25 protein-coding genes and 1 rRNA gene are annotated in these 25905 nt (G+C 48.4%); 1 reads left to right on the forward strand and 25 read right to left on the reverse strand.

What is annotated here, in order from left to right:
• Positions 1-77, reverse strand: a 16S ribosomal RNA gene (locus tag HNR77_RS24490); the annotation flags it as partial.
• A 532-nt stretch (positions 78-609) separates the two neighbouring features.
• Positions 610-1158: a hypothetical protein gene (locus HNR77_RS24495; protein ID WP_184190114.1), complete on the reverse strand. Its 549-nt coding sequence runs from the start codon at positions 1156-1158 to the stop codon at positions 610-612.
• An 88-nt stretch (positions 1159-1246) separates the two neighbouring features.
• On the opposite strand from HNR77_RS24495, the gene HNR77_RS24500 reads away from it, so the two are divergent.
• A complete protein-coding gene (locus HNR77_RS24500) occupies positions 1247-1849 on the forward strand; it encodes a TetR/AcrR family transcriptional regulator (RefSeq protein WP_184190116.1) in 603 nt (200 codons plus the stop codon).
• A 176-nt stretch (positions 1850-2025) separates the two neighbouring features.
• Here HNR77_RS24500 and HNR77_RS24505 read toward each other — a convergent pair whose 3' ends face one another.
• The 23 genes from HNR77_RS24505 to HNR77_RS24615 form a co-directional block, all read right to left on the reverse strand.
• Complete coding sequence (locus HNR77_RS24505) at positions 2026-3363, reverse strand: TrkH family potassium uptake protein (RefSeq protein ID WP_184190118.1); 1338 nt, start codon at positions 3361-3363, stop codon at positions 2026-2028.
• A gap of 110 nt (positions 3364-3473) precedes the next feature.
• Positions 3474-4985, reverse strand: a complete 1512-nt coding sequence (gene lysS / locus HNR77_RS24510; RefSeq protein ID WP_111273281.1) for a lysine--tRNA ligase — start codon at positions 4983-4985, stop codon at positions 3474-3476.
• A 114-nt stretch (positions 4986-5099) separates the two neighbouring features.
• A complete protein-coding gene (greA, locus tag HNR77_RS24515) occupies positions 5100-5579 on the reverse strand; it encodes a transcription elongation factor GreA (RefSeq protein WP_110899248.1) in 480 nt (159 codons plus the stop codon).
• Positions 5580-5833: 254 nt separating this feature from the next.
• Positions 5834-6853, reverse strand: coding sequence for a tRNA dihydrouridine synthase DusB (gene dusB / locus HNR77_RS24520; protein ID WP_184190120.1), 1020 nt, complete (start codon positions 6851-6853; stop codon positions 5834-5836).
• Positions 6854-6871: 18 nt separating this feature from the next.
• Positions 6872-7075 (reverse strand): helix-turn-helix domain-containing protein, encoded by a 204-nt coding sequence (locus HNR77_RS24525; RefSeq protein ID WP_253299521.1) that lies wholly within the window; start codon positions 7073-7075, stop codon positions 6872-6874.
• Entirely contained in the window at positions 7036-7584 is a 549-nt protein-coding gene (gene folK / locus HNR77_RS24530; protein ID WP_184190124.1) for a 2-amino-4-hydroxy-6-hydroxymethyldihydropteridine diphosphokinase, read from the reverse strand. The genes HNR77_RS24525 and folK overlap by 40 nt, the downstream gene beginning before the upstream one ends.
• A gap of 8 nt (positions 7585-7592) precedes the next feature.
• Entirely contained in the window at positions 7593-7955 is a 363-nt protein-coding gene (folB, locus tag HNR77_RS24535) for a dihydroneopterin aldolase (protein WP_110899249.1), read from the reverse strand.
• 94 nt (positions 7956-8049) lie between these two features.
• Positions 8050-8916 carry a dihydropteroate synthase gene (gene folP / locus HNR77_RS24540; protein WP_184190126.1) on the reverse strand — a complete coding sequence of 289 codons (867 nt, stop codon included), beginning with the start codon at positions 8914-8916 and terminating at the stop codon, positions 8050-8052.
• Positions 8913-9806, reverse strand: coding sequence for an aminotransferase class IV (locus HNR77_RS24545; protein WP_184190128.1), 894 nt, complete (start codon positions 9804-9806; stop codon positions 8913-8915). The genes folP and HNR77_RS24545 overlap by 4 nt, the downstream gene beginning before the upstream one ends.
• A gap of 1 nt (position 9807) precedes the next feature.
• Positions 9808-10386: an aminodeoxychorismate/anthranilate synthase component II gene (gene pabA / locus HNR77_RS24550; RefSeq protein ID WP_110899202.1), complete on the reverse strand. Its 579-nt coding sequence runs from the start codon at positions 10384-10386 to the stop codon at positions 9808-9810.
• Positions 10387-10435: 49 nt separating this feature from the next.
• A complete protein-coding gene (locus HNR77_RS24555) occupies positions 10436-12040 on the reverse strand; it encodes an anthranilate synthase component I family protein (protein ID WP_184190130.1) in 1605 nt (534 codons plus the stop codon).
• Between the two features lie 224 nt (positions 12041-12264).
• Positions 12265-13203, reverse strand: coding sequence for a cysteine synthase A (cysK, locus tag HNR77_RS24560; RefSeq protein WP_184190132.1), 939 nt, complete (start codon positions 13201-13203; stop codon positions 12265-12267).
• Positions 13204-13446: 243 nt separating this feature from the next.
• A complete protein-coding gene (locus HNR77_RS24565) occupies positions 13447-14397 on the reverse strand; it encodes a peptidyl-prolyl cis-trans isomerase (protein ID WP_184190134.1) in 951 nt (316 codons plus the stop codon).
• A gap of 23 nt (positions 14398-14420) precedes the next feature.
• Positions 14421-15311 carry an Hsp33 family molecular chaperone HslO gene (gene hslO / locus HNR77_RS24570; protein ID WP_184190136.1) on the reverse strand — a complete coding sequence of 297 codons (891 nt, stop codon included), beginning with the start codon at positions 15309-15311 and terminating at the stop codon, positions 14421-14423.
• A 110-nt stretch (positions 15312-15421) separates the two neighbouring features.
• Positions 15422-16192: a type III pantothenate kinase gene (locus tag HNR77_RS24575; RefSeq protein ID WP_111273270.1), complete on the reverse strand. Its 771-nt coding sequence runs from the start codon at positions 16190-16192 to the stop codon at positions 15422-15424.
• A gap of 6 nt (positions 16193-16198) precedes the next feature.
• Positions 16199-17065 (reverse strand): carboxylating nicotinate-nucleotide diphosphorylase, encoded by an 867-nt coding sequence (nadC, locus tag HNR77_RS24580; protein WP_184190138.1) that lies wholly within the window; start codon positions 17063-17065, stop codon positions 16199-16201.
• Complete coding sequence (gene nadB / locus HNR77_RS24585) at positions 17062-18699, reverse strand: L-aspartate oxidase (protein ID WP_184190140.1); 1638 nt, start codon at positions 18697-18699, stop codon at positions 17062-17064. The genes nadC and nadB overlap by 4 nt, the downstream gene beginning before the upstream one ends.
• Before the next feature lie 35 nt (positions 18700-18734).
• Positions 18735-19673 (reverse strand): quinolinate synthase NadA, encoded by a 939-nt coding sequence (gene nadA / locus HNR77_RS24590; RefSeq protein WP_184190142.1) that lies wholly within the window; start codon positions 19671-19673, stop codon positions 18735-18737.
• Positions 19674-19969: 296 nt separating this feature from the next.
• Positions 19970-22012: an ATP-dependent zinc metalloprotease FtsH gene (gene ftsH, locus HNR77_RS24595; protein WP_111273266.1), complete on the reverse strand. Its 2043-nt coding sequence runs from the start codon at positions 22010-22012 to the stop codon at positions 19970-19972.
• A 101-nt stretch (positions 22013-22113) separates the two neighbouring features.
• On the reverse strand, positions 22114-22653 hold the full coding sequence (hpt, locus tag HNR77_RS24600; RefSeq protein WP_090924626.1) for a hypoxanthine phosphoribosyltransferase: 540 nt from the start codon (positions 22651-22653) through the stop codon (positions 22114-22116).
• 52 nt (positions 22654-22705) lie between these two features.
• On the reverse strand, positions 22706-24145 hold the full coding sequence (tilS, locus tag HNR77_RS24605) for a tRNA lysidine(34) synthetase TilS (RefSeq protein ID WP_184190144.1): 1440 nt from the start codon (positions 24143-24145) through the stop codon (positions 22706-22708).
• 44 nt (positions 24146-24189) lie between these two features.
• Positions 24190-25137, reverse strand: coding sequence for a serine/threonine protein kinase (locus HNR77_RS24610; protein ID WP_184190146.1), 948 nt, complete (start codon positions 25135-25137; stop codon positions 24190-24192).
• A complete protein-coding gene (locus tag HNR77_RS24615) occupies positions 25121-25870 on the reverse strand; it encodes a VWA domain-containing protein (protein WP_184190148.1) in 750 nt (249 codons plus the stop codon). The genes HNR77_RS24610 and HNR77_RS24615 overlap by 17 nt, the downstream gene beginning before the upstream one ends.
• Positions 25871-25905: the final 35 nt, after the last annotated feature.

Genomic DNA, 25905 nt, shown 5'->3' on the forward strand with positions numbered 1-25905 from the left:
CCTCAAGTCCGCTCGACTTGCATGTATTAGGCATGCCGCCAGCGTTCGTCCTGAGCCAGGATCAAACTCTCCAATAAAGTATTGAAAAGAGCGATTAGCTCATTTTGAATCTGACGAGATTAAAAATCTCATTGTTGTTCCAGTTTTCATGCAGCCAGATGGCATGCACCAAAAACCTTCACGTTCATTCTGCAAGCAGAATGATTACTCACTCGTTGTTCAGTTTTCAAAGATCAAACTTTTTTGTCACTGTCGCTAGTTCGCTTCAGCAACTTTTATATCATACCATTTCCGAACCAACTTTGCAAGCTCTTTTTTTTAAGCTTCTTTCGAAGCTTTTTTGTAAGCTGCTTGCCGCACCGTGTAAACCGTGTTTTCTTGGCCGGAATTAGAATATACCATGTATAGAATATGAATGCAAGTGTTACTTTTTATTTTTTTGACGCGATATGCACCTTAACAACAAGAGTATTTATCTAAGCATACGGATATAAGTACTGCCACATACAACACTCCGCTTTTACTCAGAGTAAAGCACCAAACACATGTGGCTGACCACCTTGTGACGAAGCAAAGCACGCGTGCTAAAATAATCTCTCATGAAACTTGTCATCCGGCTTTCTCTGCCGCTGCCTTTTTCGGCCATAGGGTATAGCTAAAGCTAATCAAGAAATCAATCCCCAATATCATTGTCCAAACTCGAATCAAACCTGAAAATACTTCTGTGCGATCTGCATCACCAATCCACCATATCATCATGAGCAGAATAGCACTCCCTATACCCCATGCCACAAGATGTCTAATCCAGCCCATCCGCTCGTTTTTTGCATGTTCCCTTCCATATAGTTTATTCCTTCTCGGATTGTCCCCTCCTCTAAACCAATATTGAAAGTAACGATCTGCCCAAGCAATCATCTGGTGACCAAAAGCAATGCTGACACCTATATAGATTGCTGCTATGCCATGAACTGTACTTGCTACAGCTCCGCGCTGCAGGTCTAATACCGTCGCAACCAGGAGCATAACATCTACAACTGGTGTAGCTGCCAGTAAGGCGAGCCCCAATCTTTTTTTACCCAGCATATAGCGTACACTAAGACCCGCAGCGACAAACACCCAAAAAGCAATTTCACATGCCACAATGAAATAAGCGATCATTTTGCTCCCTCCTTTTATATAATACAACTGTACTACAATTAATTTAACACATTTGTATCATATTAATCAACAGTGATATAATAGAGCTATGCCTAAAATTGTAGACCATGACAAACAACGCGTGCTCGTAGCTGAAGCCGCTTGGCGTGTCATCCGAAGAAACGGTATGGAGCAAGCCTCTGTTCGAAATATCGCTGAGGAGGCTGGCATCTCTGTTGGCTCGATGCGTCACTATTTTTCTACACAATCGGAGCTGCTGTTATATGCCATGAATCTTGTATCCGAACGGGTGACATCCCGGATTCAGCGCATGACCTTCAACGGTCCTCCCATGGATGATATGAAACGATTATTGCTTGAATTGATGCCAAACACGGATGAGAAAATGGCTGAAATGGAGGTGTGGTACGCTTTTACTGCCAAATCCAAAACTGATCCTGCATTTAAAAAGCTTGCGGATACTGTTTATAACGATATCAGACGCGCTGTTGAAATCGCCATCACTTCACTGACGAAGCTCAACCTTTTCAGACCTGATCTGGACCAGGAACTGGAGATTGAGAGGTTGTACGCGCTTGTTGACGGCTTGGCAATTCATGCTGTACTTAGACCCGATCAGGTGAACGGCAAGCTTATGGATGAAGCTCTCTCGTTACATCTAACCTCTCTATGTTCTAAGTCAGATCATTGAAGTTGTCCTTCGATTGACATTAATGCCCGGAGCATTTTACTCCTACATCTCTGCAAATAAAAAAACGCAGTCTATTCAATGCCCATCCCTTTAACATCCGGGACGCTCACACTGAATACCTGCGTTTTTACGTTTTACATCTTGTATTTTACATTTTACATTTCAAAAAATTTTATTTACCCAATAATGATTCGGCCCTCCGGATGGCGATACAGCTTTTTCTCCTTGCGCGGACGCAATGCGTATGCAATCGTTAACGGCCCGATCCGACCCACAAACATGGTGAAGGTAATAATAATTTTTCCCCAATTCGTCATCTCATGGGTTACACCAACAGACAAGCCTACCGTACCGATAGCCGATGCTGCCTCAAACATCAGTGAGAGAAAAGGTGCATCCTCTGTTGTAAGCAACAGCATGACCACAATCATAAAGATACTGAGGGAAACCATAATAATGGTCAATGCTCGCATGAGCAGATCTTTAGGAACCCGCTGACGGAAAAACACAATATCCTTGTTCCCGCGAATCATCGCGTAAACAGCCCCAATCATAATCAGGAACGTGGTCGTCTTGATGCCTCCTCCGGTTGAGCCTGGAGAAGCCCCGATAAACATGAGCAAAATAAAGAAAAATTGAGTCGCCTGCCGCATCTGTGTAATATCAATTGTACTTGTTCCCGATGAGCGTGTAGAGACCGATTGGAAGAATGATGCGTATATTTTCTCACTCCATGTAAGCGATGCAAGTGTATGAGTGTTTGTGAATTCGAATATAAACAATACAATCGCACCGATCCCAATCAACGCACCCGATACAGAGAGCACCAGCTTGGATTGTAACGACAAACGGCGGCGTTTGCGATATTCAAACAGGTCATTCAAAACAACAAAGCCGAGACCACCCGATACGACAAGAATGGATGCCGTGATGTTAAATATCCAGTCCCCCGTATAATATTGAAAACTGTTGCCAAACAGATCAAAGCCGCCGTTGTTAAACAAGGAAACCGAATGGAATATACCATAGTACACCGCTTGCATGAACGGCATCTCGGTAGCCCACAACATTGCCAGAACAACCGCAGCAACTCCCTCGATTGTAAAAGAGAAAATTAACACCTTGCGGATAATGCGTACAATCCCCTCCATGCTATCTGCATTAATTGCTTCCTTCAGCAAGAGCCTGTCCTTGAGGGATATGCGTTTGCCCAGCACAAGCGCAAACAGCGTGGCCATCGTCATAAAGCCCAACCCGCCCAGCTGCATAAGGATCATAATGACAATCTGACCAAACAGATTAAAGGTGGTTCCAACATCCACTACAACCAATCCAGTTACACATGCCGCAGATGTAGCCGTAAAAAGAGCATCGACAAAGGCCAGATGAGTCCCGCTCTGATTGGAGATCGGCAGCATCAGCAGCACTGTACCCACCGATATGATCAACAGAAATCCACCAACCAGAATCAACGGAGGGGATAGGAATTGGGCTATGTACAGCCTGAACTTCATGGAGGGCACCTCTTTTTAAAATACTTTGTAAACCCAAAGAGGAACTTGCCCCGGCATTAAACGAGCGGGCAGGTTCCTCCTCTATTATGAACGAAGACTACGTTCCTTATTTACTCTTGTGTACGTGGACGCATATGCGGGAAAAGCAGTACGTCACGGATGGATGGCGAATTGGTCAGCAGCATGATCAGACGGTCAATACCAATGCCTAGGCCACCTGTTGGCGGCATACCATATTCGAGCGCACGGATGAAGTCATCATCCATCTCATGTGCCTCATCATTACCGTGCTCTTTCTCCAGCATCTGTGCCTCAAAGCGTTGGCGCTGATCAATTGGATCATTCAACTCGGTGAAGGCATTCGCATGCTCACGTCCAACGATAAACAGCTCAAAGCGGTCCGTGAAGCGTGGATCAGCATCACTTTTCTTCGCCAGTGGCGAAATTTCAAGTGGATGTCCCATAATGAAGGTTGGCTGAATCAATGTCTCTTCAACAAACTCTTCGAAGAAAGCGTTCAGAATATGACCAAATGTCATATGTGGTTCAACTTTTACATTATGCTTTTTGGCCAGATCATGAGCTTCCTCATCTGTCATATGCACGGAGAAGTCTACGCCCACTACTTCTTTAACGGCATCCACCATTGTAACACGGCGCCATTGCGGCTTCAGATTCACTTCATGATCTCCGTATTGGATGACCTGTGTGCCGAGCACTTCCTGTGCGATGTGAGCGACCAGGTTTTCGGTCAAAGCCATGATATCCTTGTAATCCGCATAAGCTTCATACAGCTCGATCATTGTAAATTCAGGATTGTGCCTTGTAGACATGCCTTCGTTCCGGTATACACGGCCAATCTCATACACTTTTTCCAAACCGCCAACAATCAGACGTTTCAGATGAAGTTCAATTGCAATCCGCATGTACAGTTCCATATCCAGTGCATTGTGATGTGTGATAAACGGACGTGCCGCGGCACCACCCGCGATCGCATGCAGCGTTGGCGTCTCCACTTCCAGATAACCGTGGGAGTCGAGGTAACGACGCATGGATTGAATGATTTTGGAACGCATAATGAAGGTTTGCTGTACATCAGGGTTCATGATCAGATCCACATAACGCTGCCGATAACGCAGTTCAACGTCGGTCAGACCATGATATTTATCCGGAAGCGGGTAGAGTGATTTCGACAACACTTCCAGGTCTTTTACTTTAATGGTAGTCTCGCCTGTTTTCGTTTTGAAAACAACGCCGGTTACCCCAACGATATCTCCAAGGTCAAGCAGACTGAATGCCGTAAATTTATCCTCTGGCACGCTATCCTGACGAACATAGATCTGGATTCGGCCGCTCAGGTCCTGAATATGCGCAAAGCTTGCTTTACCCATGCCCCGCTTCGCCATAATCCGTCCGGCAATACTGACTTCGATGTGCTTCTCTTCCAGCTCTTCCTTGGTCAGTTCTTCATACTTCTTCAGAATGGAGCCGGCCTCTTCGGTACGTACGTATTTTTGGCCAAAAGGGTCGATCCCCAAGTTGCGGAGCTCGTCCAATTTGTCGCGGCGAATCTGTAACAGCTCGCTAAGTTCGGTTTCCTGATTCAAGACTTCATCCGTCATGATCTGTATTCATCTCCTTATTTACATTGCAGCCCTTGCGTTTACGCTTGTCCGTAATGTTGAAAAAAGCTTCCCTAAGGAAGCTTTTGTCTACTGCGCCTGACTGCTTCGTTACTACAGCTTTTTAATATCTACAATTTTATATTGAATTACGCCAGCAGGCACACTTACATCAACCACGGTACCTTTTTTCTTGCCCAAAATGGCTTTACCTACAGGACTTTCGTTGGAAATCTTGTTCTGAAGCGGATTGGATTCCGCAGTACCTACAATCGTATATTCCGTGATGTCACCAAACTCCAAATCTTCTACGATAACGGTAGCTCCCACGCTCACAGCATCGGTATCGATCTCGTCACTGTTAATGATCCGTGCATTACGAAGCATTTTCTCCAGCGTAATGATACGTCCTTCAATGAAAGCTTGCTCATTCTTCGCATCTTCATATTCGGAGTTCTCACTGATATCACCATAGCCGATGGCTACTTTGATCCGTTCAGCCACTTCGCGGCGCTTCACTGATTTCAGTGTTTCCAGTTCTTCTTCCAGCTTCTTGAGTCCTTCTGGTGTAAGGATAACTTCCTTGTCGCTCATCTCAACCGATTCTCCTGTCATGGGAATAATTTGATTGTACGGCAACGGAATCAGTGCTGATGACAGAACTCCGCCCGCATACATCTTCAAAACTATATGAAGTTCTCCAGAGAAATAGAATATTCCTCCTGATGCACTAATACTTAGTAAACGCACATGGCGAATTTATACTGAGAAATTATAGGGGAACGATCTCGAAAAGTCAATGTTACGTCCCCTGCGGCTGTAAACGTTTTACAAGACGACTGAGGTAATCAAGAGGCGTTTTCAGCAATTGCCGGTTCGGACTCCAGATTGCCCTCCATTTTCAGCTGAGCCACAAAGTTCTCCAGAATACCCACCATCTCGTCCCGCTTGGTGCCCTCCATAATAACGTCTTTAATTCGCGCTGATCCCTTTAATCCCTTCAAATACCAAGCCAGATGTTTACGCATCTCACGAACCGCAACCGTTTCATTCTTGAGTGCGATCAGTCGATCCATGTGCAGGACAGCTACACGAATTTTCTCTTCGGCATCCGGGTCCGGAGGCAGCTGGCCAGAGCTCAGGTACTGGATTGTACGATACAGCATCCACGGATTACCTAACGCAGCACGCCCGATCATTACGCCATCACAGCCGGTCTCATCCAGCATGCGGCGGGCATCCTCCGGGGAAGCTACGTCACCATTACCGATCACGGGAATCGAAACAGCTTCTTTAACATTTTTGATATGTGACCAATCCGCTGTGCCAGTATACAGCTGCTCTCTAGTCCGGCCGTGTACGCTGACAGCACTTCCGCCGGCGCGTTCCACCGCAAGAGCATTTTCCACCACATAGATATGCTCGTTATCCCAGCCGATCCGCATTTTCACGGTAACGGGTTTCTCGACGGCTTCTACAACGGCGGATACCATCTCGTAAATTTTATTCGGGTCCAGCAGCCAGCGCGCACCTGCATCACACTTGGTTACTTTTGGCACGGGGCATCCCATGTTGATATCGATTATATCTGCGTTCGTTTCCTGATCTACGATTCTGGCTGCCTCAACCAGGGATTCTCGGTCGCCTCCCCAGATCTGCAGACTAAGCGGCTTCTCGCGTTCATCGACAAACAACATCTCACGTGTTCGCTGGTTGCCATGCACAATGGCTTTACCGCTGACCATCTCCGCGCAAACAAGACCTGTACCAAACTCCTTGGCGATCAGACGGAAAGCCGGGTTGCACACCCCCGCCATTGGTGCCAGAACGACCTGATTTATCATTTCAATATTGCCAATCTTCAGCATGCTTGCTGTTTCACCCCTTTATCCATTCTTGAAACCCTGTAACTCCTCAACACTGATCGCAAGCACTTCAGCAATTTTACTGAGCTCCTGCTGCGTCACCCTGCGATTTCCACGTTCAATCGTTCCCAGAATGGCCAGGGATATGCCTGTCTCGGCTGCAAGCTCATGCTGCGTTAACCCCTTCAGCTTCCGGAATGCCCGGATTCGGTTGGCCAATTGCATGTTTTCCAACGCTGTATTCCATCCTTTCCATCCAGTACAGACAACGATGCGTGTACAAAGGTATACAAACCTGATGTGTCGTCCTGCGGCACGATGTCCGACAGCGGCACCAGCACAAATGCCCGCTCTCCCATCCGGGGATGCGGCAGCTGAAGCAATTCGGTATCCCGCGTCTCGCCGTGCATCCAGAGCAAATCCAGATCTACGGTACGCGGCCCCCAGCGAATATCCCGAACACGTCCAAGACGATTCTCTACATCCAGCAGTTCCTTGAGCAGATGCTCAGGAGCCAGACTTGTCAGAACTGCAGCAGCCATATTCAAAAACGCAGGCTGATCCACATACCCTACCGGCTCCGTCTCATACAGCGCAGAGCAGCGCAGCACAGATATGTGAGGATGGGCATCCAGCAGCGTCAGCGCCTCAAGCAGCGTCTGCTCCCGATCACCCAAATTAGCCCCCAAAGCAATATAAGCCTCTGAGGATTCAGAGGTCGAATGTGCAATCATAATGGTTCTCACTTTCTTGAGCGGCGAAGCTCTACCGTTACGCCTCCAAAATGAATATCAAACGGCGGATGAGGCTTCGTCACCTTGACTGTCAATGCATTGATAATAGTATAAGTGTCTAGTAAAGAAGATGCAATATGTTCGCCCAAAGCTTCAATTAACTGGAATGATGTGTTCTCAACCATCTGCTTCACCAGCTCATGAATCTCGGCATAATTAATTGTTTTGGTCAGATCATCATTACGCCCCGCCTCACCCAGGTCCATATCAATCTCCAGATCAATGTAATACCGTTGACCCAGCTTCCGCTCTTCTGCAAAAACACCGTGGTATCCGTAATACTCCATACGATGCAACACCATTCTGTCCATCCGTTTCGCCTGCCCTCTATCTGAAATATATTGAAAATTTAAGTTATATGATAAACGCTTCGCTCTCCCATGGAAGGGCTGTATCAGCCCTCCATCATGATCTTCTCCGCAAGCCTGGAGAGCGATATAACATCGCATCACACATGTCCGCCGTCCGCCGGATCGGCTTCACATCATGGACGCGCACCATTTGGCAGCCTTGGGCAATGCCAAATGCCACCGTTGCCGCTGTGCCTTCCAGCGCATCATCCGCACCGACATCCAGCGTATGCTGGATAAACCGTTTGCGGGAAGTGGCGAGCAGCACAGGGTAGCCCAGCTCATTCAGCATGCCCAGAGAAGACATCAGCTGCAAGTTCTCTGAGATATCCTTCACAAAGCCGATGCCCGGGTCCAGTATAATTTGATGCTCCTGCACACCCGCTGCAAGTGCAAGCTGAATGCTGTCCTGCACATCACGCACGACATCATGCAGATAGTCGGTATAATCATGTGCCTGACGATTATGCATCAGTATAACGGGACACCCCAGCTCGGCGGCAGTCCGGGCCATTGCCGGATCTGCCTTGGCTCCCCATACATCGTTGATGATATGGGCACCGGCCTGAATGGCCTCGCGCGCAACATCTGCCTTGTAGGTGTCCACCGAGATCGGTATGTGCGGCGCTTCAGCATGCAAAGCTTCAATCACGGGAATAATGCGGTCAAGCTCCTCGTCTGCGCTGACAACCTTCGAGCCAGGACGAGTGGATTCGCCGCCGATATCAATCAGATCGGCTCCGTCTGCCATCATCTGCTTCGCATGAGCGACAGCTCGTTCCACGCTATTGTAGCGTCCACCATCCGAGAATGAATCAGGTGTCACGTTTAAAATACCCATAATCTGTGTCCGGGCTCCCAGCGTAAGCGAAGCTGGCCCCCATTCATATTTTCGTTCATAGATGACTGGTGCAAGTGTCATGAAGTATACCCCGCTTTCTCCCGGTACATACGCAATAATACAGCCGTAACCGGGCCAATCTGTCCACTGCTGATCGTTGTCTCTTGACCGTTCAGATCTCGCAGCGTTGTCACCGGAACCAATTCGGCTACCGATCCGGTCACAAATATTTCATCCGCCTGCCACAGCTCCTCCCACGGCGACTGTGTTTCTATGCAAGCAATGCCTTGCTCGGCAGCAATCTCCATGACCACCGCTCTGGTGATGCCCGGCAGAATGCCAGTGGAGAGCGAAGGCGTGTAGAGCACACGCTCGCGCACCCAAAATACATTGCTAACCATACCCTCCGCTACGAACCCTTCCCGGGTAAGCTGCAGCCCCTCTGCACCCTGCACTCGCTGATCCTGCCGAACAAGATGGTTTAGCTCACGCTTTGCCAATATGCTGTTCATATAATGCAGCGACTTGAGCCTGACTTGCCCTTCCGGCGTATTGCGCGGAGTAGAGAGGCGTTGAAGCATTTTTCCACTCTCATACAGGGTGGGAGATGGTTCAGGCAGTGCTTTTGCCAATACAATGTGGGTTGGAGAGGTGTAGTCTCCTGAAGGTAAACCGAGCGGCGCTTCGCCAGCAGATACGGTATAACGCACATAAGCATCCTCAAGCTGGTTCGCCTGCATTAGACGAGATATCCAATCCGCAACCTCACTCGCCGTGACTTCAAAAGGGATACCCAGCTCTGCACAGCCGGAAGCCATTCGCTCCAGATGCCGTTCCAGAAGATACGGCCTGCCCCCGTACGTCCGAAATGTCTCGAACAGCCCGAGTCCGTACAAAAAGCCGTGATCCGTTACAGGAACCACGGCTGATGCCAGCTGAACCAGCTTTCCGTTCATCGCGGCATATTGCATGTTATACGGTTGCCTTCTGCTGTGACAGGAAGTTGCGAAGCATCTGATGACCATGGTCTGTAATAATGGATTCCGGGTGGAACTGTACCCCTTCAATGGCATACTCTTTGTGACGCAGACCCATAATTTCACCTTCTGCTGTCTCCGCTGTAATCTCCAGGCAGTCCGGCAGACTGCTGCGCTCCACAATCAGGGAATGGTAGCGCGTTGCTGTAAACGGAGAAGGCAGACCTGTAAACACGGACGTACCCTGGTGGTGCATCTCGGACGTTTTGCCATGCATCATACGATCCGCACGAATAACATTGCCACCGAACGCCTGTCCGATAGCCTGATGTCCAAGGCATACGCCAAAGATCGGAATGCTGCCTTTAAAATGATCAATAACCGCCAGGCTGATCCCCGCCTCATTCGGCGTGCACGGCCCTGGAGAGATCAGAATATGATCCGGTGCCAGCGCTTCAATGCCTGCCAGATCAATTTCGTCGTTGCGGCGAACTTCCACCGTCTCCCCCAATTCACCCAGATATTGAACCAGGTTGTACGTAAAGGAATCGTAATTGTCGATAACCAGAATCATATGCCCGCTCCTCCTCATCTTCCGCCGCAGCATGCGGCTGGTACCTTATTTATTTTAGATTCGTTACGCCGTTCATTTCGTCAGTTTGCTTCTCTGCTTCAGCTCGTTCACTATAATTTACAGCTCTCATCATTGCCCTGGCCTTGTTCCGACACTCTCTGTATTCACGATAGGGGTCAGAATCAATGACAATACCTGCACCAGCCTGCACATACCCTGTACCATCCTTAATCGCAAGGGTGCGGATAATGATATTCAGCTCCATATTACCACTGTAATCTATCCACCCGATTGACCCTGTATATGGACCCCTACGTACCGGCTCAAGCTCTTCAATAATCTCCATGGTGCGTACTTTAGGGGCACCCGTTATCGTTCCGCCTGGAAACGTTGCGGCAATCACATCATATACCGACAATCCTTCAGCCAGTCTGCCTTCTACCTGCGATACGAGATGCATGACATGGGAATATTTCTCGATGGTCATTAGCTCGGGCACATGGACCGTACCGTATGCAGCAATTCGTCCAATATCATTACGCTCCAGGTCAACCAGCATAATATGCTCGGCCCGCTCCTTCTCACTGCCAAGCAGCTCATCCGCCATCGCCTGATCTTCTGCCGCATCACGACCTCTTCTTCTCGTTCCCGCAATCGGGCGTGCGCTGACTTTGCCATTCTCCACTTTGACCAGTAATTCGGGCGAACCGCTGACCAGCTGGAAGTCTGGACTGCGAAGCATCCCCATATACGGTGAAGGATTCACGATTCGCAGCCATTCATAGATGTGCTCACCACTCGACTGCAGCTTCTTCTCATGTCTGAGCGATAAATTAACCTGAAACACATCACCTTGACGAATATACTCCTGTACCTTGTGCACCGCCTGTTCAAAGTCCTTCTGGGGGAAGGTGGTATGCCATCCTTCCGCTTCCTGCTCCGATTCTTCCCGCCGCAATGCAAGATGCACCTGTCTATGACGCAGCTCCAGGGCCTGCTGCTGCTCTTCTGCCTGGGCAAAGCCCAAAATATGAAGCCATCGCTGCTGCATGGCTGCCGCGCGCCGCTCTGCTGCCGCATAGCGGCTACGCAGGTCCTCATGCTCCTGCTGCTCTGAATTCAATTCGAGATGCACCATGCAGAAGAGCGCCTGCTGTTCGTGGTCATAAGCCCATATCTCTTCAAAACGCATCCACCAGTAATCCGGCAGCGCAGGATGATCTTCAGCCAGTGTTGGCAGCTTCTCCAGCGACCTTGCCACATCGTAGCTGAGATAACCGGCACAACCACCTGCAAAATCCGGTGCTCCATTCACCCTCGGTGCGCGGTAAGGAGCCATCCATCTTTTTAATACGTCCAGCGGTTTGCCCCGATCCGTCCGAGTAATTCCTCGGGATACGTCAAGAATTGTGGCCTCCAGCCCTTTGCCAGAAACGATGGACACGGGATTCAAGCCAAGGAATGTGTATCTTCCTCCCTTGCCATTCTCCAGCACAATCGCATTAGGGGATGCATACTGCCATGCCGCTTCCCACGTCAGCGGTAAACCGCCATGATACGGCCCCTCATCCGACCTCGTAATAAAAGGCAGCATCGTCCAGCCTTGAGCAGCCCATGCTTCCCAGTCGGCGTATGTGGTCATCTGGTGTGTCATTGCTGCCAGCCGCCCTTTCCTCTGTCGCTATATATGTTGTGTATTACATGTTCAACTTATATAGTTCTTATTGTTTGATAGTATACTAAAGCGTCGTTGCTTTTAAAAGCATTACGCAAAAAATCCTCCCCACCCGTCAGGGCAGGAAGGATTCATTTTTACAAAGCATACATCAGAATCATCTCATCAGAATATATGATGCATGCCAAATCGTTATATTATGCTTACGCTTCAAAGTTATACAGCGGTGTGCTCAGGTAACGTTCACCGTTACTTGGCACGATCACAACTACACGTTTACCTGCTCCAAGCTGTTTTGCTACCTGGAGACCTGCGCGGATTGCTGCACCGGAAGAAATACCGGACAGGATGCCCTCTTCTTTTGCAACTGTGCGAGCTGTTTCGAACGCATCATCATTCTCGATGTGAATAATTTCGTCGTAAATTTCCTGATCCAGAATTTCGGGAATAAAGTTGGCACCGATCCCCTGAATTTTGTGAGGGCCAGGTTTGCCTCCAGCAAGGATAGGCGATGCTGCTGGTTCTACTGCCACAATTTTAATGCCAGGGAATGCTTCTTTAAGCACTTCACCCGCACCTGTAATCGTTCCGCCAGTACCAATACCTGCAACAAATGCATCCACTGTTCCACCTACGGAGTGGATTGCCTCAACAATTTCAGGGCCTGTTGTTTCGCGGTGAATTTTCACATTTGCTTTGTTCTTGAACTGCTCTGCCATGAAATATGTTGGATTCTCTTTGAGCAGCTCTTCAGCTTTCTTAACTGCACCATTCATTCCTTCTGCCCCAGGAGTAAGCACCAGTTCAGCACCATATGCACGAAGCAGGTTGCGACGCTCCAAGCTCATCGTTTCAGGCATTACAATAACAGCCTTGTAGCCTTTAGCCGCAGCGACCATCGCGAGCCCAATTCCTGTGTTACCGCTTGTTGCTTCAATGATGGTACCGCCTGGTTTCAGCTTGCCTTCTTTTTCCGCTTCTTCAACAATGCTTACTGCGATACGATCTTTAACACTTGATCCCGGGTTCTGATACTCTAGTTTCACCAATACTTCAGCGCTGCCTTCAGGTACGATACGGTTCAGACGAACAAGCGGTGTACCTCCGATGAGTTCTGTTACGTTATTAACTACTTTAGCCATATGAATGCCCTCCTTAGTGGGATGAATATATTATAAATTCATGTATGTCAGATCTCGATGTATTTTTTATATCCGAGTAAACGAGTAGGTATTTATTATTTTCATCTTATCAACCTTACAGGACATTGTCAATATGAGTACTCAAAAAAATACTTTGCCTTAGGCCCAAGGGCTGTAGACAAAGTATTTTTATCCAGATGCAATATCTATAAGACGGGACAATAGTCATTCGTATTCATGATCTCACGATGCTGGAATATCAGAGATAATGACGGCTTTGTATTTATCTCGCAGCATCTGTTCCACCTGTGACAGCGGATCAGCCTGACTTAGCGCCAGCTGCAAGCGAATCTCTTCATGCACTTCCTCAGGCGATTGTTCCTGGCGCTCGACTTTATCATTCAGCTTGATGATCGCATAGCCGTCTTCCACTTCTACCGGACCACCAAGTTCACCAACTTGCAGTTGTGCCGCAAGCTTCAGAATCGCCTTAGGTTGAAACGGATCATTCTGTTCAATCCAGCCCAGCTTGCCGCCGGAGTCACGGGAATAGCTATCCACGGATTGCGTGCGGGCTGCCTCTTCAAAGTCCTGCCCCTTCCTCAGAGCCGTCAGCAAAGCTTCCGCTTCAGATTTCTCTTTGACAACAATCATCGACAGGTCATACTTCTCAGGTGTGATGTAATCTTCACGGTGCTCTGCCCAATACTGTTTAATGTCATCATCTTTGATCTGTATGCCAGCGGTAGCAATCTTCTCCAGCAGCAAACGATAACCCGCCTCCAGCTCCAAATCCTGTTTTGACAGGCCAAGCTGCGATTTCATCGCATCATAATAAGACTTCTCGGAGTCATACCCATCCATGGCCTCAGCCATTTCTCGGGCAATCTCTTTCGGAGTCACGACCAGATTCCGCTGAACAGCCTCGGCATATACCGCTTTCCGATTCAGCATCTGAAGCAGAACTTCGCTGCCGTAACGTCGTTTTAATTCATCAATCCAGGCTTGATCTGTAATGACTTCCCCATTAATGGTTGCAACCGTGCTGCCCTCTTCCTGATTTGTATCCTGAGGTTTCTCTGCTTCGTCTTTACCTTGGTTTAGCACCTGCATAGCCATCACTGTACCCATAACCATTACGCCCAATGTCAAAATAACAACTGCCGTCCACAGTCCCTTTTCCTGTCTGTTCATACCTCATCCCGTCCCTGCATCGATCAGCTCTTGGCTTGTTCTAGGATGGTTTCTAGCTGCTCTTTGTTAAAATCATATGTTTCGTTACAAAATTGGCAAACCACTTCGGCCTGTCCTTCTTCCTCAATTAACTGCTCCAGTTCAACCTGACCCAGACTGATTAACGTTTTCTCCAACCGCTCACGTGAACAGCTGCAATTAAAACGAATATCCAGTTCGCCCATAACCTGCACATCTGGCAAGAGACGGCGCAGCAGCTCCTCCAGCTCAAGTCCCTCATTCAGCAAGGTTGTTACGGGTGGCAGAGCACCGATCGCATTCTCAATCTCCGTAATCTCCGGGTCCGTTAAACCTGGCAGCAGCTGAATAATAAAACCTCCCGCGACAATAACGGAGTTATCCGTATCTACCAGGACCCCTACACCAACTGCCGAAGGCGTCTGTTCAGATTGCGCGAAATAATACGTAAAGTCTTCACCCAGTTCACCCGAAATAATAGGGATGCTGCCGCGGTACGGCTCCTTCAATCCCAAATCCTTCGTGATGTTGATAAAACCTTCTGTACCTACGGCTCCGGCTACGTCCAGCTTGCCAAAACGGTTACTTGGCAGATGTACATGCGGATGAGTAACGTAACCCCGCACCTCACCCTTGGCATTGGCATCTGCTACGATCTGACCAATTGGACCGTCGCCCTTAACCTGGATGGTCAGCTTTTCTTCACCTTTCAGCATCGCTCCCATAATAGCCGCTGTTGTAACTGTACGCCCCATGGCTGCTGTAGCCGTGGGAAACGTATCATGTCTTCTTCGCAGTTCTTCCACCAGTTCCGTTGTCTGAACGGCAAAGGCTCTTACCTTTCCGTTCATCGCTGTACCACGGATCAACCGGTCAAGCTTGTTGTTGTTTTCCAAGTCATTCAGCCTCCTTTGGCGTGTAATTTTGTATCCATTCCTTTAACAGAAAAAAACGGCTCAACATTAAAGCTGATACTCCAGCCTGCTGTATGCCGCCCTTTGTATGTCTACCTCTCCCTGTTCCGCTCATAGATGACTCGCAGCCCTTCAAGCGTAAGCAGCGGGTCCACCTTCTCGATACTTCGGGTCTCTTCAGCAATCAATGAAGCAAGGCCACCTGTTGCAACAACCATGGGATCAGCATTCATCTCTTGACGAATCCGCTCCACAATGCCGTCCACTTGTCCGGCATATCCATAGATAATGCCTGCCTGCATCGCATGCACCGTATTACGTCCAATCACTTTCTTGGGCTTCTCCAGCTCTATTCGCGGCAGTTTGGCTGCCCGCTCATAAAGCGCCTCGGTAGCAATGTGAATGCCGGGCACGATGGCTCCTCCTAAATAATGACCCTTTTCATCAATACAGTCAAACGTCGTGGCTGTTCCAAAATCAACGACCACAAGCGGTCCGCCATACTTCTCTACGGCCGCCACAGCGTTTACGATCCGATCCGCTCCAACCTCACGCGGGTTCTCGTATCGCAAATTCAGGCCGGTTTTGATGCCCGGCCCCACAAGCAGTGGTTTTCTGCCCACATATTTCTCACACATCGCCTCAATAACATTCACCAGCGGTGGAACCACCGATGAAATAATAACACCCTCGATGTCATGAGCCGAGATACGGGACATATGAAATAAATTATAAATCAATACGCCGTATTCATCCACTGTGGACTGGCGAGATGTGCTCAGACGAAAATGGTGCAGCAGTTCACGGCCCTGATATACCCCGAGCACAATGTTACTGTTGCCCACATCGACAACTAGAATCAAAGAGGTTCACCCCTCTTTCTTTTCGTTTAAATCCAGGCTGATATCCAGGCTCTCAAAAGAATAGGTTAACCTGCCAACTGAAATTACATCCACACCCGTTTCCGCAATTCCACGAATAGTTTGCAGAGAAACGTTACCAGAAGCCTCCACTTTCACATGCGGAGCCTGTTCACGAATCAGTGCAACCGCCTCCCGCATCCGATCAGGCTGCATGTTGTCCAGCATAATGATATCTGCCGCGGCATGCAAGGCCTCCTGTACCTGGGCCAGATTTTCCGTCTCTACTTCAATCGTCATCGTATGCGGAATGACAGCACGCGCACGCTGCACCGCTTCAGTAATTCCGCCTGCACCTTTGATATGATTATCCTTGATCATAACGGCATCGTATAACCCGAATCGATGATTAGCGCCACCGCCAACACGTACAGCATACTTTTCCAGCAGGCGATGACCTGGTGTTGTTTTGCGTGTATCGACCAGTCTCGTCTTCAGACCCTCGAGTGCATCCACGTATGAACGTGTACGCGTAGCAATACCCGACATCCGCTGTAGCAGGTTCAGCGCGAGCCGTTCTCCAGTCAGGAGGGAGTGTGTGCTGCCCTCAACTTCAGCCAGTATCGTACCCGGATGGACAGCATCACCGTCACTCACTTTTGCGGTAAAACGAAGTGCCGGATCAACGACTTGAAATACAAGCTCAGCAATAGGCATGCCTGCAATGATTCCTTGATCCTTGGCATGAATGACAGCTTTGGATTCACTGCCTGTGGGGATGGTCACACTGGTGGTGACATCTCCTGCACCTACATCCTCGTGCAGCCAGCCTTTAATTGTCTCGATCAATTGTTGATTGTATCCATTCAATATCATGACATCCATTCCTCCACAATCGCTTGTTCTCGCTGCTGCAGACTATGCTTCTGCCACATCGCATCGTCTCTGGCCGGGTAATCCTCACGATAATGCGCCCCGCGACTCTCCTCACGATGAAGCGCTCCGCTAGTCACCAGCCATGCACAGGTAAGAAGGTTTGCATATTCCAGCTCTTCTCTGTAATTGAGGCTTTGATTCAAAAACGGAAGCTCCTGCTGCAAATTATCCAGGGCCTGCTGCAGATTTTTGCCGTTTCTTCTCAGACCGACTTTACGAACCATCATCTTCTGCAGGCTCAGCCGTTTTTCTGATATCGGTTTGGATTGCTGCTTCTGTTCAGCACTGCTATTATCCATGCTCCGAGATTTCACATCTCTGCCAAGCGACGGTGCAAGCGACGGCAGCGATTCGATACGCTCCACAATTCTGCGGCCAAATACAATCGCTTCAGACAAGGAGTTGCTTGCCAGGCGATTCGCTCCATGTACACCTGTAGATGACACTTCGCCGCAGGCAAATAATCGGGGTATGCTGCTTTCGCCGCTCAGATCGGTTTTGACCCCGCCCATCATGTAATGTGCTGCAGGTGCTACCGGTATCCAGTCTGTTGTCATATCAAGACCATATCTCATACAGGTTTCATAGATCGTAGGGAAACGATGCTTTACCATCTCCGGCGACTCATGTGTAATATCAAGGTAAACAAACGTACTGTTCGTTAGTTCTATCTCGCTGACAATTGCTCTCGCTACGATATCGCGTGGCGCAAGCTCCAGCTGGGTATGATATTTTTCCATAAAACGCTCCCCTTTTACGTTGCGCAGATATGCGCCTTCCCCGCGTACTGCCTCGGATACCAGAAAGCGCGGAGCACCGGGATAACACAAAGAGGTAGGGTGGAACTGAATAAATTCCATATCACGCACAACGGCACCTGCACGATATGCCATAGCGACTCCATCAGCGGTTGCAACATCAGGATTGGTTGTATAACGGTAGAGCTGTCCAGCCCCGCCAGAGCACAGCACCGTAGCTTTGGCTCTGACAAATACTTTTGAGCCGTCTTCCTTCAAAACCAAAGCACCGATACATTCGCCCTGATCCGTAATCAAGTCGATGACAAAATGCTCATCCCATACATCAATTACCGGATGTTCATGTACCTCAACGGCAAGTGCACGAACAATCTCATATCCTGTCGCGTCTCCATTAGCATGCAAAATACGGCGGTGGCTATGCGCACCTTCCTGCGTCAACGCCAGCTCGCCGTTCTCCAGGTCAAACAATGTCCCCAGACGGATCAGTTCCCTGACGCCTTCTGGCCCTTCATTCACCAATACTTCTACTGCTTCGGAGCGGCATAAACCCGCTCCGGCAACAAGGGTATCCTGCAGGTGGTACGCAGGCGAATCATCTTCAGCAATAACAGCCGCAATGCCTCCCTGCGCATATCGGGTATTACTCTCAAGTAAAGACTTCTTCGTAATCATCAGCACGCGATGCTGTTCACTAGCCTTAATCGCCGTGAACAGTCCGGCAATGCCTGAACCGATCACGAGCACATCGGTCTCCACCATAGGCAGCGCAGAGAGATCAAAATCATGTATATATTGCGGTATCTGCGGTTTCATCTCATTCACCTGTCTCGGAGCAAGAGTAACGCATGTTACTTCACCAGTAACATGCGCTCTAGTGATTCTCTGGCTTTATCAGCAACAGCCGGTGGAACATAGATCTGTGGTTTCATCGTTTCCAGACATTTAACCAGCTTCTTCAGATTGTTGACCTTCATATTCGGACATACAAGGAACTTCGTCGCGAAGTGGAACTGTTTATCCGGACTGTCGAGACGAAGCTGGTACCCCGTTCCATCTTCAGTACCTACGATAAATTCCTTTGTTGCTGACTTTTTGCAATATTCAAGAATGGCCGTTGTGCTGCCTACAAAATCTCCCATCTCCACAACTTCAGGACGACATTCCGGGTGCACCACGAATTCGGCATCAGGGTATTTGGCTTTCATCTCCACCACATCTTTGACCGTCAACATATCATGTGTATTGCAGTACCCTTCCCAGATAATCATCTTTTTGTCTGTGTGCTGCTGCACATAATGTCCAAGATTTTTATCAGGTACCCAAATAATTTCATCAGAATCTACGGACTGGATAACCCGAACTGCATTCGCTGATGTACAGCAAATATCCGTTTCTGCTTTGATCTCAGCCGAGGAGTTAATGTATGTGACTACTTTCGCATTCGGATGCTGTGCCTTCAGCTTGCGCAATCCGTCTACGTTCACCATATCAGCCATCGGACAACCGGCACGTTCATCTGGAATCAGAACCGTTTTGTTTGGAGCCAGAATTTTAGCGCTTTCACCCATAAAATGAACACCACAGAACACGATCACATCTGCATCCGTCTGTGCAGCCTTCTGCGCCAGCAGGAATGAGTCTCCACGGAAATCCGCGACTTCCTGTACTTCGTCACGTTGATAGTAATGAGCGAGAATAATGGCATTACGTTCCTTCTTGAGTTCCATCAGCCGCTCACGCAGCTCACGATTCATCTCAGCCTTGCGCTCTAAAGCCAGAGCTTCCACCTGTGATCCTCTCCTTATCGGGACAGCGCCAAGCGCTGTTTCATAGGGTTAACCTAAGTCGTTATGTTTGCTTGAGAAACGAATCACAAGCGGTTTAACAACTAATGTACACAACGTTCACGACTCTGTCAATAAATGAAAAAGGGCAGGATATCCCCTCATATCCCACTCATTCTATCCGGTTCGCCATCTAGCTCTCGATTATCCGTTTCTACTTCCAAGGAATAATTGTTACAAAAAAGAGAGCCCCGAGGGCTCTCTTTCTTATTCCGACTAATTGCCGATTATATGACATGTTAAGATGTTGGCTTGGTGCCGCCATCATTCGGATCATTGCTGCCCTTATCTACGTCTGGAGCTTCGTTAGGAATATCTCCAGCCAGCGGCTCAGATGTTTCATCTTTGCCTTGAATACGGACACGAACATCACCGATGTTATCAATGATTGGTTCGCCACCTTCACTTGGCGTGCCTTCTCCTGAGTTGTCGCCTTCTGCTTTTGGTGTAAGGGAACCTGTTTCGATCAATTGTTTGATCTGATCCATTTCCAGTGTTTCAACCTCAAGCAATGTTTCAGCAATCAGATGCATCTCTTTGGTATGTTTGATCAGCAAAGCTTTACACTTCTCATAACATTCATTAATAAAGCGCTGCATCTCTTGGTCGATCTCATATGCGATGGAATCCGAGTAATTCTGTTCATGACCGATATCCCGTCCAAGGAATACCTGCCCTTGTGAACTTCCGAATTGCATTGGACCCAATTTCTCACTCATACCGTATTCCATAACCATGCTGCGCACGATACCTGTCGCTTGCTGGAAGTCACTGTATGCACCGGTACCGATCTCCCCGATAAACAATTCCTCTGCAACGCGGCCCCCAAGGAGTCCGGTTACTTTATCCAGCAGCTCTTGTTTGGTAACGAGCATACGATCTTCTTTTGGCAACATGATTACATATCCACCCGCACGTCCGCGCGGAATGATGGTCACTTTATGTACCATATCAGCATGTTCCAGGAAGTATCCTACAATGGTATGGCCTGCTTCATGATAAGCGACAATGCGTTTCTCACGGTCACTGATAACACGGCTTTTCTTCTCCGTACCTACAATGACGCGGTCAATCGCTTCATCCACTTCACGCATCGAGATATCTCTTCTGTTACGACGGGCTGCAAGCAGTGCCGCTTCATTCAGCAAGTTCTCCAGGTCTGCACCGGAGAAACCAGTCGTACGCTTCGCAATAATATCCAGTCTCACATCTTTCGTGAGTGGTTTGTTGCGGGAATGTACTTTCAGAACAGCTTCACGGCCTTTAACATCAGGACGATCCACTGTAATCTGACGGTCAAAACGACCTGGACGCAATAACGCAGGGTCCAGAATATCTGCACGGTTCGTAGCAGCAACGATGATAATACCTTCGTTTGCTCCAAATCCGTCCATCTCAACGAGCAACTGGTTGAGGGTTTGTTCACGTTCATCGTGACCGCCGCCAAGACCAGCACCACGCTGACGTCCTACCGCATCAATCTCGTCAATGAAGATAATACATGGGGCGTTTTTCTTTGCATTTTCAAACAAGTCACGTACACGTGATGCACCGACACCGACAAACATTTCAACGAAGTCGGAACCGGAAATACTGAAGAATGGTACACCCGCTTCACCGGCTACGGCACGTGCGAGCAATGTTTTACCTGTACCCGGAGGACCTACGAGCAATACGCCCTTTGGAATCCGTGCACCAACTGCTGCGAATTTACGAGGGTCCTTGAGGAAGTCTACGACTTCAACAAGCTCCTGTTTCTCTTCATCAGCACCTGCCACATCTTCAAATGTAACCCGCTTTTTCTCTTCGTTATAGAGTCGAGCACGGCTTTTGCCAAAGTTCATTACTTTACCGCCGCCGCCTTGTGCCTGATTAAACAGGAAGAAGAACAGCAGGAACATAATGATCAAAGGAATAAAGGAGGTCAGCAGTGTTAACCAGATGCTGTCACCTTTCATTGGTTCCTGGTGATATTCAAATTTGTTTGTTTCGCTTGCAGCTACAAGCTCGTTGATTGCCTCATCCGTAGGAGGAATATACGTTGAGAAATTTTCTGATTTGGCTCCGTCAGGCGTTTGTTTGTATCGACCAGTTACGAGATACGTCTGACCGTTAAACTGAACCGTCACTTCGGAGACATTGTTGGCTTTGATCGCTGCACGCAGCTGATCATATCTAGGATTATCGGTGGCTTCACCGCCATTGCTGACGAACTGAACGATCCCCACCACAACCAAAAAAAGAATCAAATAAAAAGCAGAATTCCGGATGAACCGATTCATCCCCTACCTCCTCTCGAGACACTTTAATTATTTTAACATAGCCCGACACGGCTTCTCAATAGAAGCCATATACAGCTTCGGGCTTGGGCCCTAGCACGATATTAGCTAGTATAAATTTCTGGTTTCAGAATCCCGATATAAGGCAGGTTCCGATACTGCTCGGCATAATCTAGACCATATCCAACGATGAACGCATCTGGAATGTCAAACCCTGTGTAATGGGCTTCCAATTCCACTTTGCGACCCGATGGCTTATCAAACAGCGTGACCACACGCACCGTCTCGGCACCGCGGTTCTCCAGCAGTTCAATCAAATAGCTAAGTGTGAGTCCACTGTCGATAATATCTTCGACAATCAGAACTTCACGTCCTTCAACAGATACATCCAGATCCTTGATAATTTTGACAACACCGGATGACTTGGTAGATGCACCATAGCTGGACACAGCCATAAAATCCATCTCAACCGGTACCGTTATGTTCTTAACCAAATCAGCCATAAATATAAACGCACCTTTGAGCACGCAAATGACCAAAGGATTCCGGTTAGCATAATCGGCACTTAGTGTTGCACCTAACTCTTTCACCTTACTCTGAATTTCTTCTTCACTGATCAATACTTCCTGAATGTCGTTCTGCAACTGTGCGAACCTCCTAAGTTATACTATGAAAGCCTTACCTGAACCATAACCACTACCCCTGAATCGCTGAATCGCCTACAGTCATGTACAGGATTGCGGAAGTGCTCTCCCTGACAGGGGCTACATCGGACCGGCGAACTCCCGGTAACCAAATGATGTTGCCTGCTCCATCACATACCACAGGAATACATGGTCTGACAGATGGGGGAATTTTCTCATCGATGAAAATATTTTTCACCTTTTTGCTTCCGTTTAATCCCAGTACTTTCATGGTATCTCCAGGTAACCGTGAACGTACAACCAGCGGCATCAGCAGACTGTCCGCATCAAAAGCGGCTTGATCCGCCGATTCCGGTACATGATAGTTCTCGGGACTCATCGTCATAAACCGAATGTATCGGTTAATCTCGGTGAGTGAAAGCTCATAAGTTCCGCTCCATTGTGCAAGACGATACTCGTAAGATCGATCCTGTACGTCTGTCCGTATGCCAAAAGAGATGAGATCATACTCCCGCGTACAAACGAGTGTCTGTCCTATATCCAGGCTCCAGGTCGTCACATCGGTATCCATAACCTTGCGCCGAATAGTTTCAATACGGGTAAAGTCGACAAAATCACTGTCCAAAGGCAGATAATTCAATATTAGTTTAATCAACCTTCGTTGTAAAGCGACATGTAACTTCAAGAAGGAAGGCGCCTCAAAGGTCTGCCTTCCACCGTTCACCTGCACTAGACACCTGTATGTGTCAAGAGCACTCTGCTCCATGAAATCGTCTTCTTCACCCACAATTTCGGCAAGTCGATTCAGTGACGGCGTGAGTTGTCCATTATATTGCCCCAAAAAAGGCAGCACATCCAAACGAATCGCATTACGCCGATATTTGCGTTGATCATTGCTCTCATCATGAAAGTAAGTAAAACCCTGTGTATTACAAGCTTCTACAAGGTCCGTCTTGTTTATACGAAGGCATGGACGAATAAGTTCCACATTTTTTTCACGCCGTTTGAATTTCATTCCTGCCAGCCCTGAAAGGCCGCTCCCCCGCAACAAATGAAGCATAACCGTCTCGGCCTGATCGTCGGCATGATGTGCCAAAGCAATGCTTGCAGCACCGTATTTATCAGCTACCTCATGTAAAAAAGCATAACGCCGATTACGGGCTGCCTCCTGTGGTCCTTGCCCTGTCTGCTTCATATAGGAAGGTATATCTGCCTTGATCCATTCAAATGCAATGCCAAGCTGACTCGCCAGCTCCATCATCTGATGTGCTTCTTCATCTGATTCTTTGCGAAAGCCATGATGTACATGGGCACAGATCAGTTCAAGCGGTACATGCTGCTTGCTGATCTCGTACATGATATGCAAAAAAGCCACCGAGTCCGGCCCGCCCGATACAGCGACGACAATCCGATCCCCGGGTACCCATAACTGATGCTCTTCCGCTGCATCCAGTACGTTATTCACCAGTGTGTCCCAGCGTAAAGCCTCCATACCTTTTCCTCATTCCTTGCGTTATGTATATGCACCCTTACCGTCTAGAAGCGCAGTGCATAGATGAGTACCCCGATAAGTAAAATGACTGATAAAGCAAAGGCATTTTTCAGCCAGCGCGGTGTGCCATTTCTCGAGCGTCTGCGCATAGGTGCAGGGCGTTCCATCAATTCCTTCCATGCCTTTGCAGCAACGCCTGCATCCTGAAATTGACCCCGGAGCGCTCGAATAATCCAGTTCCGGAAAGGGCCTAAACGCTCACTTCGTTCAACCAGCCGCACGAGTTGATTAACATTTCGCAATTGCGGCAGTCCATCTGCAGCCAAAGCTTTCAACGCGTCTGCTTCCATAATATGAATCAGTAGCAGTGCAAAAGCAAACACATCATATGAAGCATCCGCAGTTCGGCTACCTGCATTCCAGTACCCTCGATCGTACCATTCCGTGAACTGTTTGACACTTCGACCAATCGAAGTAACACCGCCATAATCAATGAGCTCAACATGTCCATAATCAGAGACGAGTACATTCTGAGGTTTGAGATCGCCAAACACCCAGCCGGCTTGATGTAACTGACCAAGCTTCTGTAACAGCCTTAACCCAACCAGGAGTGTCCAGTCTGTTCCCTGACGCCGAATAAAATGATGCAGCGCCTCTCCCTGAACGTAACGCATTACATAAAAGGGAATATCCCGGCCTCGAACGGCATAATCGTCCACATCTTTAAGATAGGAAGGTATGCCGCTCTGCCGAAGGGCTTCATGATTACGCTGCAACTGAAATGATTTGAGCACATTGATCTCAGACTGCAAATCGACCGGATCAAATCCCATTTTGAGTGCATAGTGCTTGCCGTTCTCTCCCCGCTGGACAAGAAACACAACCCCGTTAGCACCTCTGCCCAGCAGCTTCCGAATGGTATATCGGCTTCGATTCCATTTTCCCGTAATAACGGTTCCCGGCGGGAAAGAGGCATCAGACAACGTTGTCACCGAGCATCCCTTCTCTTTCAATGCGATAGTTCCCTTCTATTTCCTGCTGTTCCTCCAGTGTACCATATCGGTAAAAATCAATCACCTTCTGAATTGCAGGACCTGTCGGTGTCGCCCCCTTTGTCTGCAGGCGTCCAAACAAGGAACGAACACGCCCCGGATCATCGGTCCAGTCGATGTCCATAACCGCATGCTCTCCGCTGTGGCGGCCTGGAAAATGAAAAACAGAAAGCCGGCTTTTGCCTACCCGTGCCTGCAAGCTTAACATCAAATCCCGTATGCCTTCCTCTACTGCTGCCAGCTTTGGCTTCATGCTTGCACTGACATCAATGAGCAGGGAAACCTGCAGGGCTGTAGTCTCTGCCATATTGTCCATCACTTCTACAACCTGTGAACGCTGTGCAGGCTCGAGATCAGTGACCGTTTTGGAACCTTCCCCCAAAATTTGAGTTAACTCTCTATTAACCGCTTGCTGAATTGTTTGAACCACCGTTTTTCTTGTCATCATCTGCATCGTATGTGCTAATTGTCTTGTGCCTACAATTTGGCTGATTCCCCCTCCTGCTCTGGCAATGTCCTCTATCTCCCGACTTCCCAGCTCTCCAATGGTGCCGTAGTCAATAACACCTACAACATTAACGGTAATGCCCTCCTCCCGTGCCTCAGCTGCTGCAATTACCGGACTTACACCCACATTGGAACAACCGTCTGTAATCAACAAAATTTGTTTCATCCGACATCCCTCCGTCATTCGTACTCTTCAACTCT

The organism is Paenibacillus sp. JGP012 (genome assembly GCF_014203995.1).
GTDB classification, from domain to species: domain Bacteria; phylum Bacillota; class Bacilli; order Paenibacillales; family Paenibacillaceae; genus Paenibacillus; species Paenibacillus silvae.

Bases quoted from the DNA above. Each gene is read 5' to 3' on its own strand.
- HNR77_RS24495 (WP_184190114.1), bottom strand. From the start codon at position 1,158: ATGATCGCTTATTTCATTGTGGCATGTGAAATTGCTTTTTGGGTGTTT.
- HNR77_RS24500 (WP_184190116.1), top strand. From the start codon at position 1,247: ATGCCTAAAATTGTAGACCATGACAAACAACGCGTGCTCGTAGCTGAA.
- HNR77_RS24505 (WP_184190118.1), bottom strand. From the start codon at position 3,363: ATGAAGTTCAGGCTGTACATAGCCCAATTCCTATCCCCTCCGTTGATT.
- lysS (WP_111273281.1), bottom strand. From the start codon at position 4,985: ATGACGGATGAAGTCTTGAATCAGGAAACCGAACTTAGCGAGCTGTTA.
- greA (WP_110899248.1), bottom strand. From the start codon at position 5,579: ATGAGCGACAAGGAAGTTATCCTTACACCAGAAGGACTCAAGAAGCTG.
- dusB (WP_184190120.1), bottom strand. From the start codon at position 6,853: ATGCTGAAGATTGGCAATATTGAAATGATAAATCAGGTCGTTCTGGCA.
- HNR77_RS24525 (WP_253299521.1), bottom strand. From the start codon at position 7,075: ATGCAATTGGCCAACCGAATCCGGGCATTCCGGAAGCTGAAGGGGTTA.
- folK (WP_184190124.1), bottom strand. From the start codon at position 7,584: ATGATTGCACATTCGACCTCTGAATCCTCAGAGGCTTATATTGCTTTG.
- folB (WP_110899249.1), bottom strand. From the start codon at position 7,955: ATGGACAGAATGGTGTTGCATCGTATGGAGTATTACGGATACCACGGT.
- folP (WP_184190126.1), bottom strand. From the start codon at position 8,916: ATGACACTTGCACCAGTCATCTATGAACGAAAATATGAATGGGGGCCA.
- HNR77_RS24545 (WP_184190128.1), bottom strand. From the start codon at position 9,806: ATGCAATATGCCGCGATGAACGGAAAGCTGGTTCAGCTGGCATCAGCC.
- pabA (WP_110899202.1), bottom strand. From the start codon at position 10,386: ATGATTCTGGTTATCGACAATTACGATTCCTTTACGTACAACCTGGTT.
- HNR77_RS24555 (WP_184190130.1), bottom strand. From the start codon at position 12,040: ATGACACACCAGATGACCACATACGCCGACTGGGAAGCATGGGCTGCT.
- cysK (WP_184190132.1), bottom strand. From the start codon at position 13,203: ATGGCTAAAGTAGTTAATAACGTAACAGAACTCATCGGAGGTACACCG.
- HNR77_RS24565 (WP_184190134.1), bottom strand. From the start codon at position 14,397: ATGAACAGACAGGAAAAGGGACTGTGGACGGCAGTTGTTATTTTGACA.
- nadC (WP_184190138.1), bottom strand. From the start codon at position 17,065: ATGATATTGAATGGATACAATCAACAATTGATCGAGACAATTAAAGGC.
- nadB (WP_184190140.1), bottom strand. From the start codon at position 18,699: ATGAAACCGCAGATACCGCAATATATACATGATTTTGATCTCTCTGCG.
- ftsH (WP_111273266.1), bottom strand. From the start codon at position 22,012: ATGAATCGGTTCATCCGGAATTCTGCTTTTTATTTGATTCTTTTTTTG.
- tilS (WP_184190144.1), bottom strand. From the start codon at position 24,145: ATGGAGGCTTTACGCTGGGACACACTGGTGAATAACGTACTGGATGCA.
- HNR77_RS24615 (WP_184190148.1), bottom strand. From the start codon at position 25,870: ATGAAACAAATTTTGTTGATTACAGACGGTTGTTCCAATGTGGGTGTA.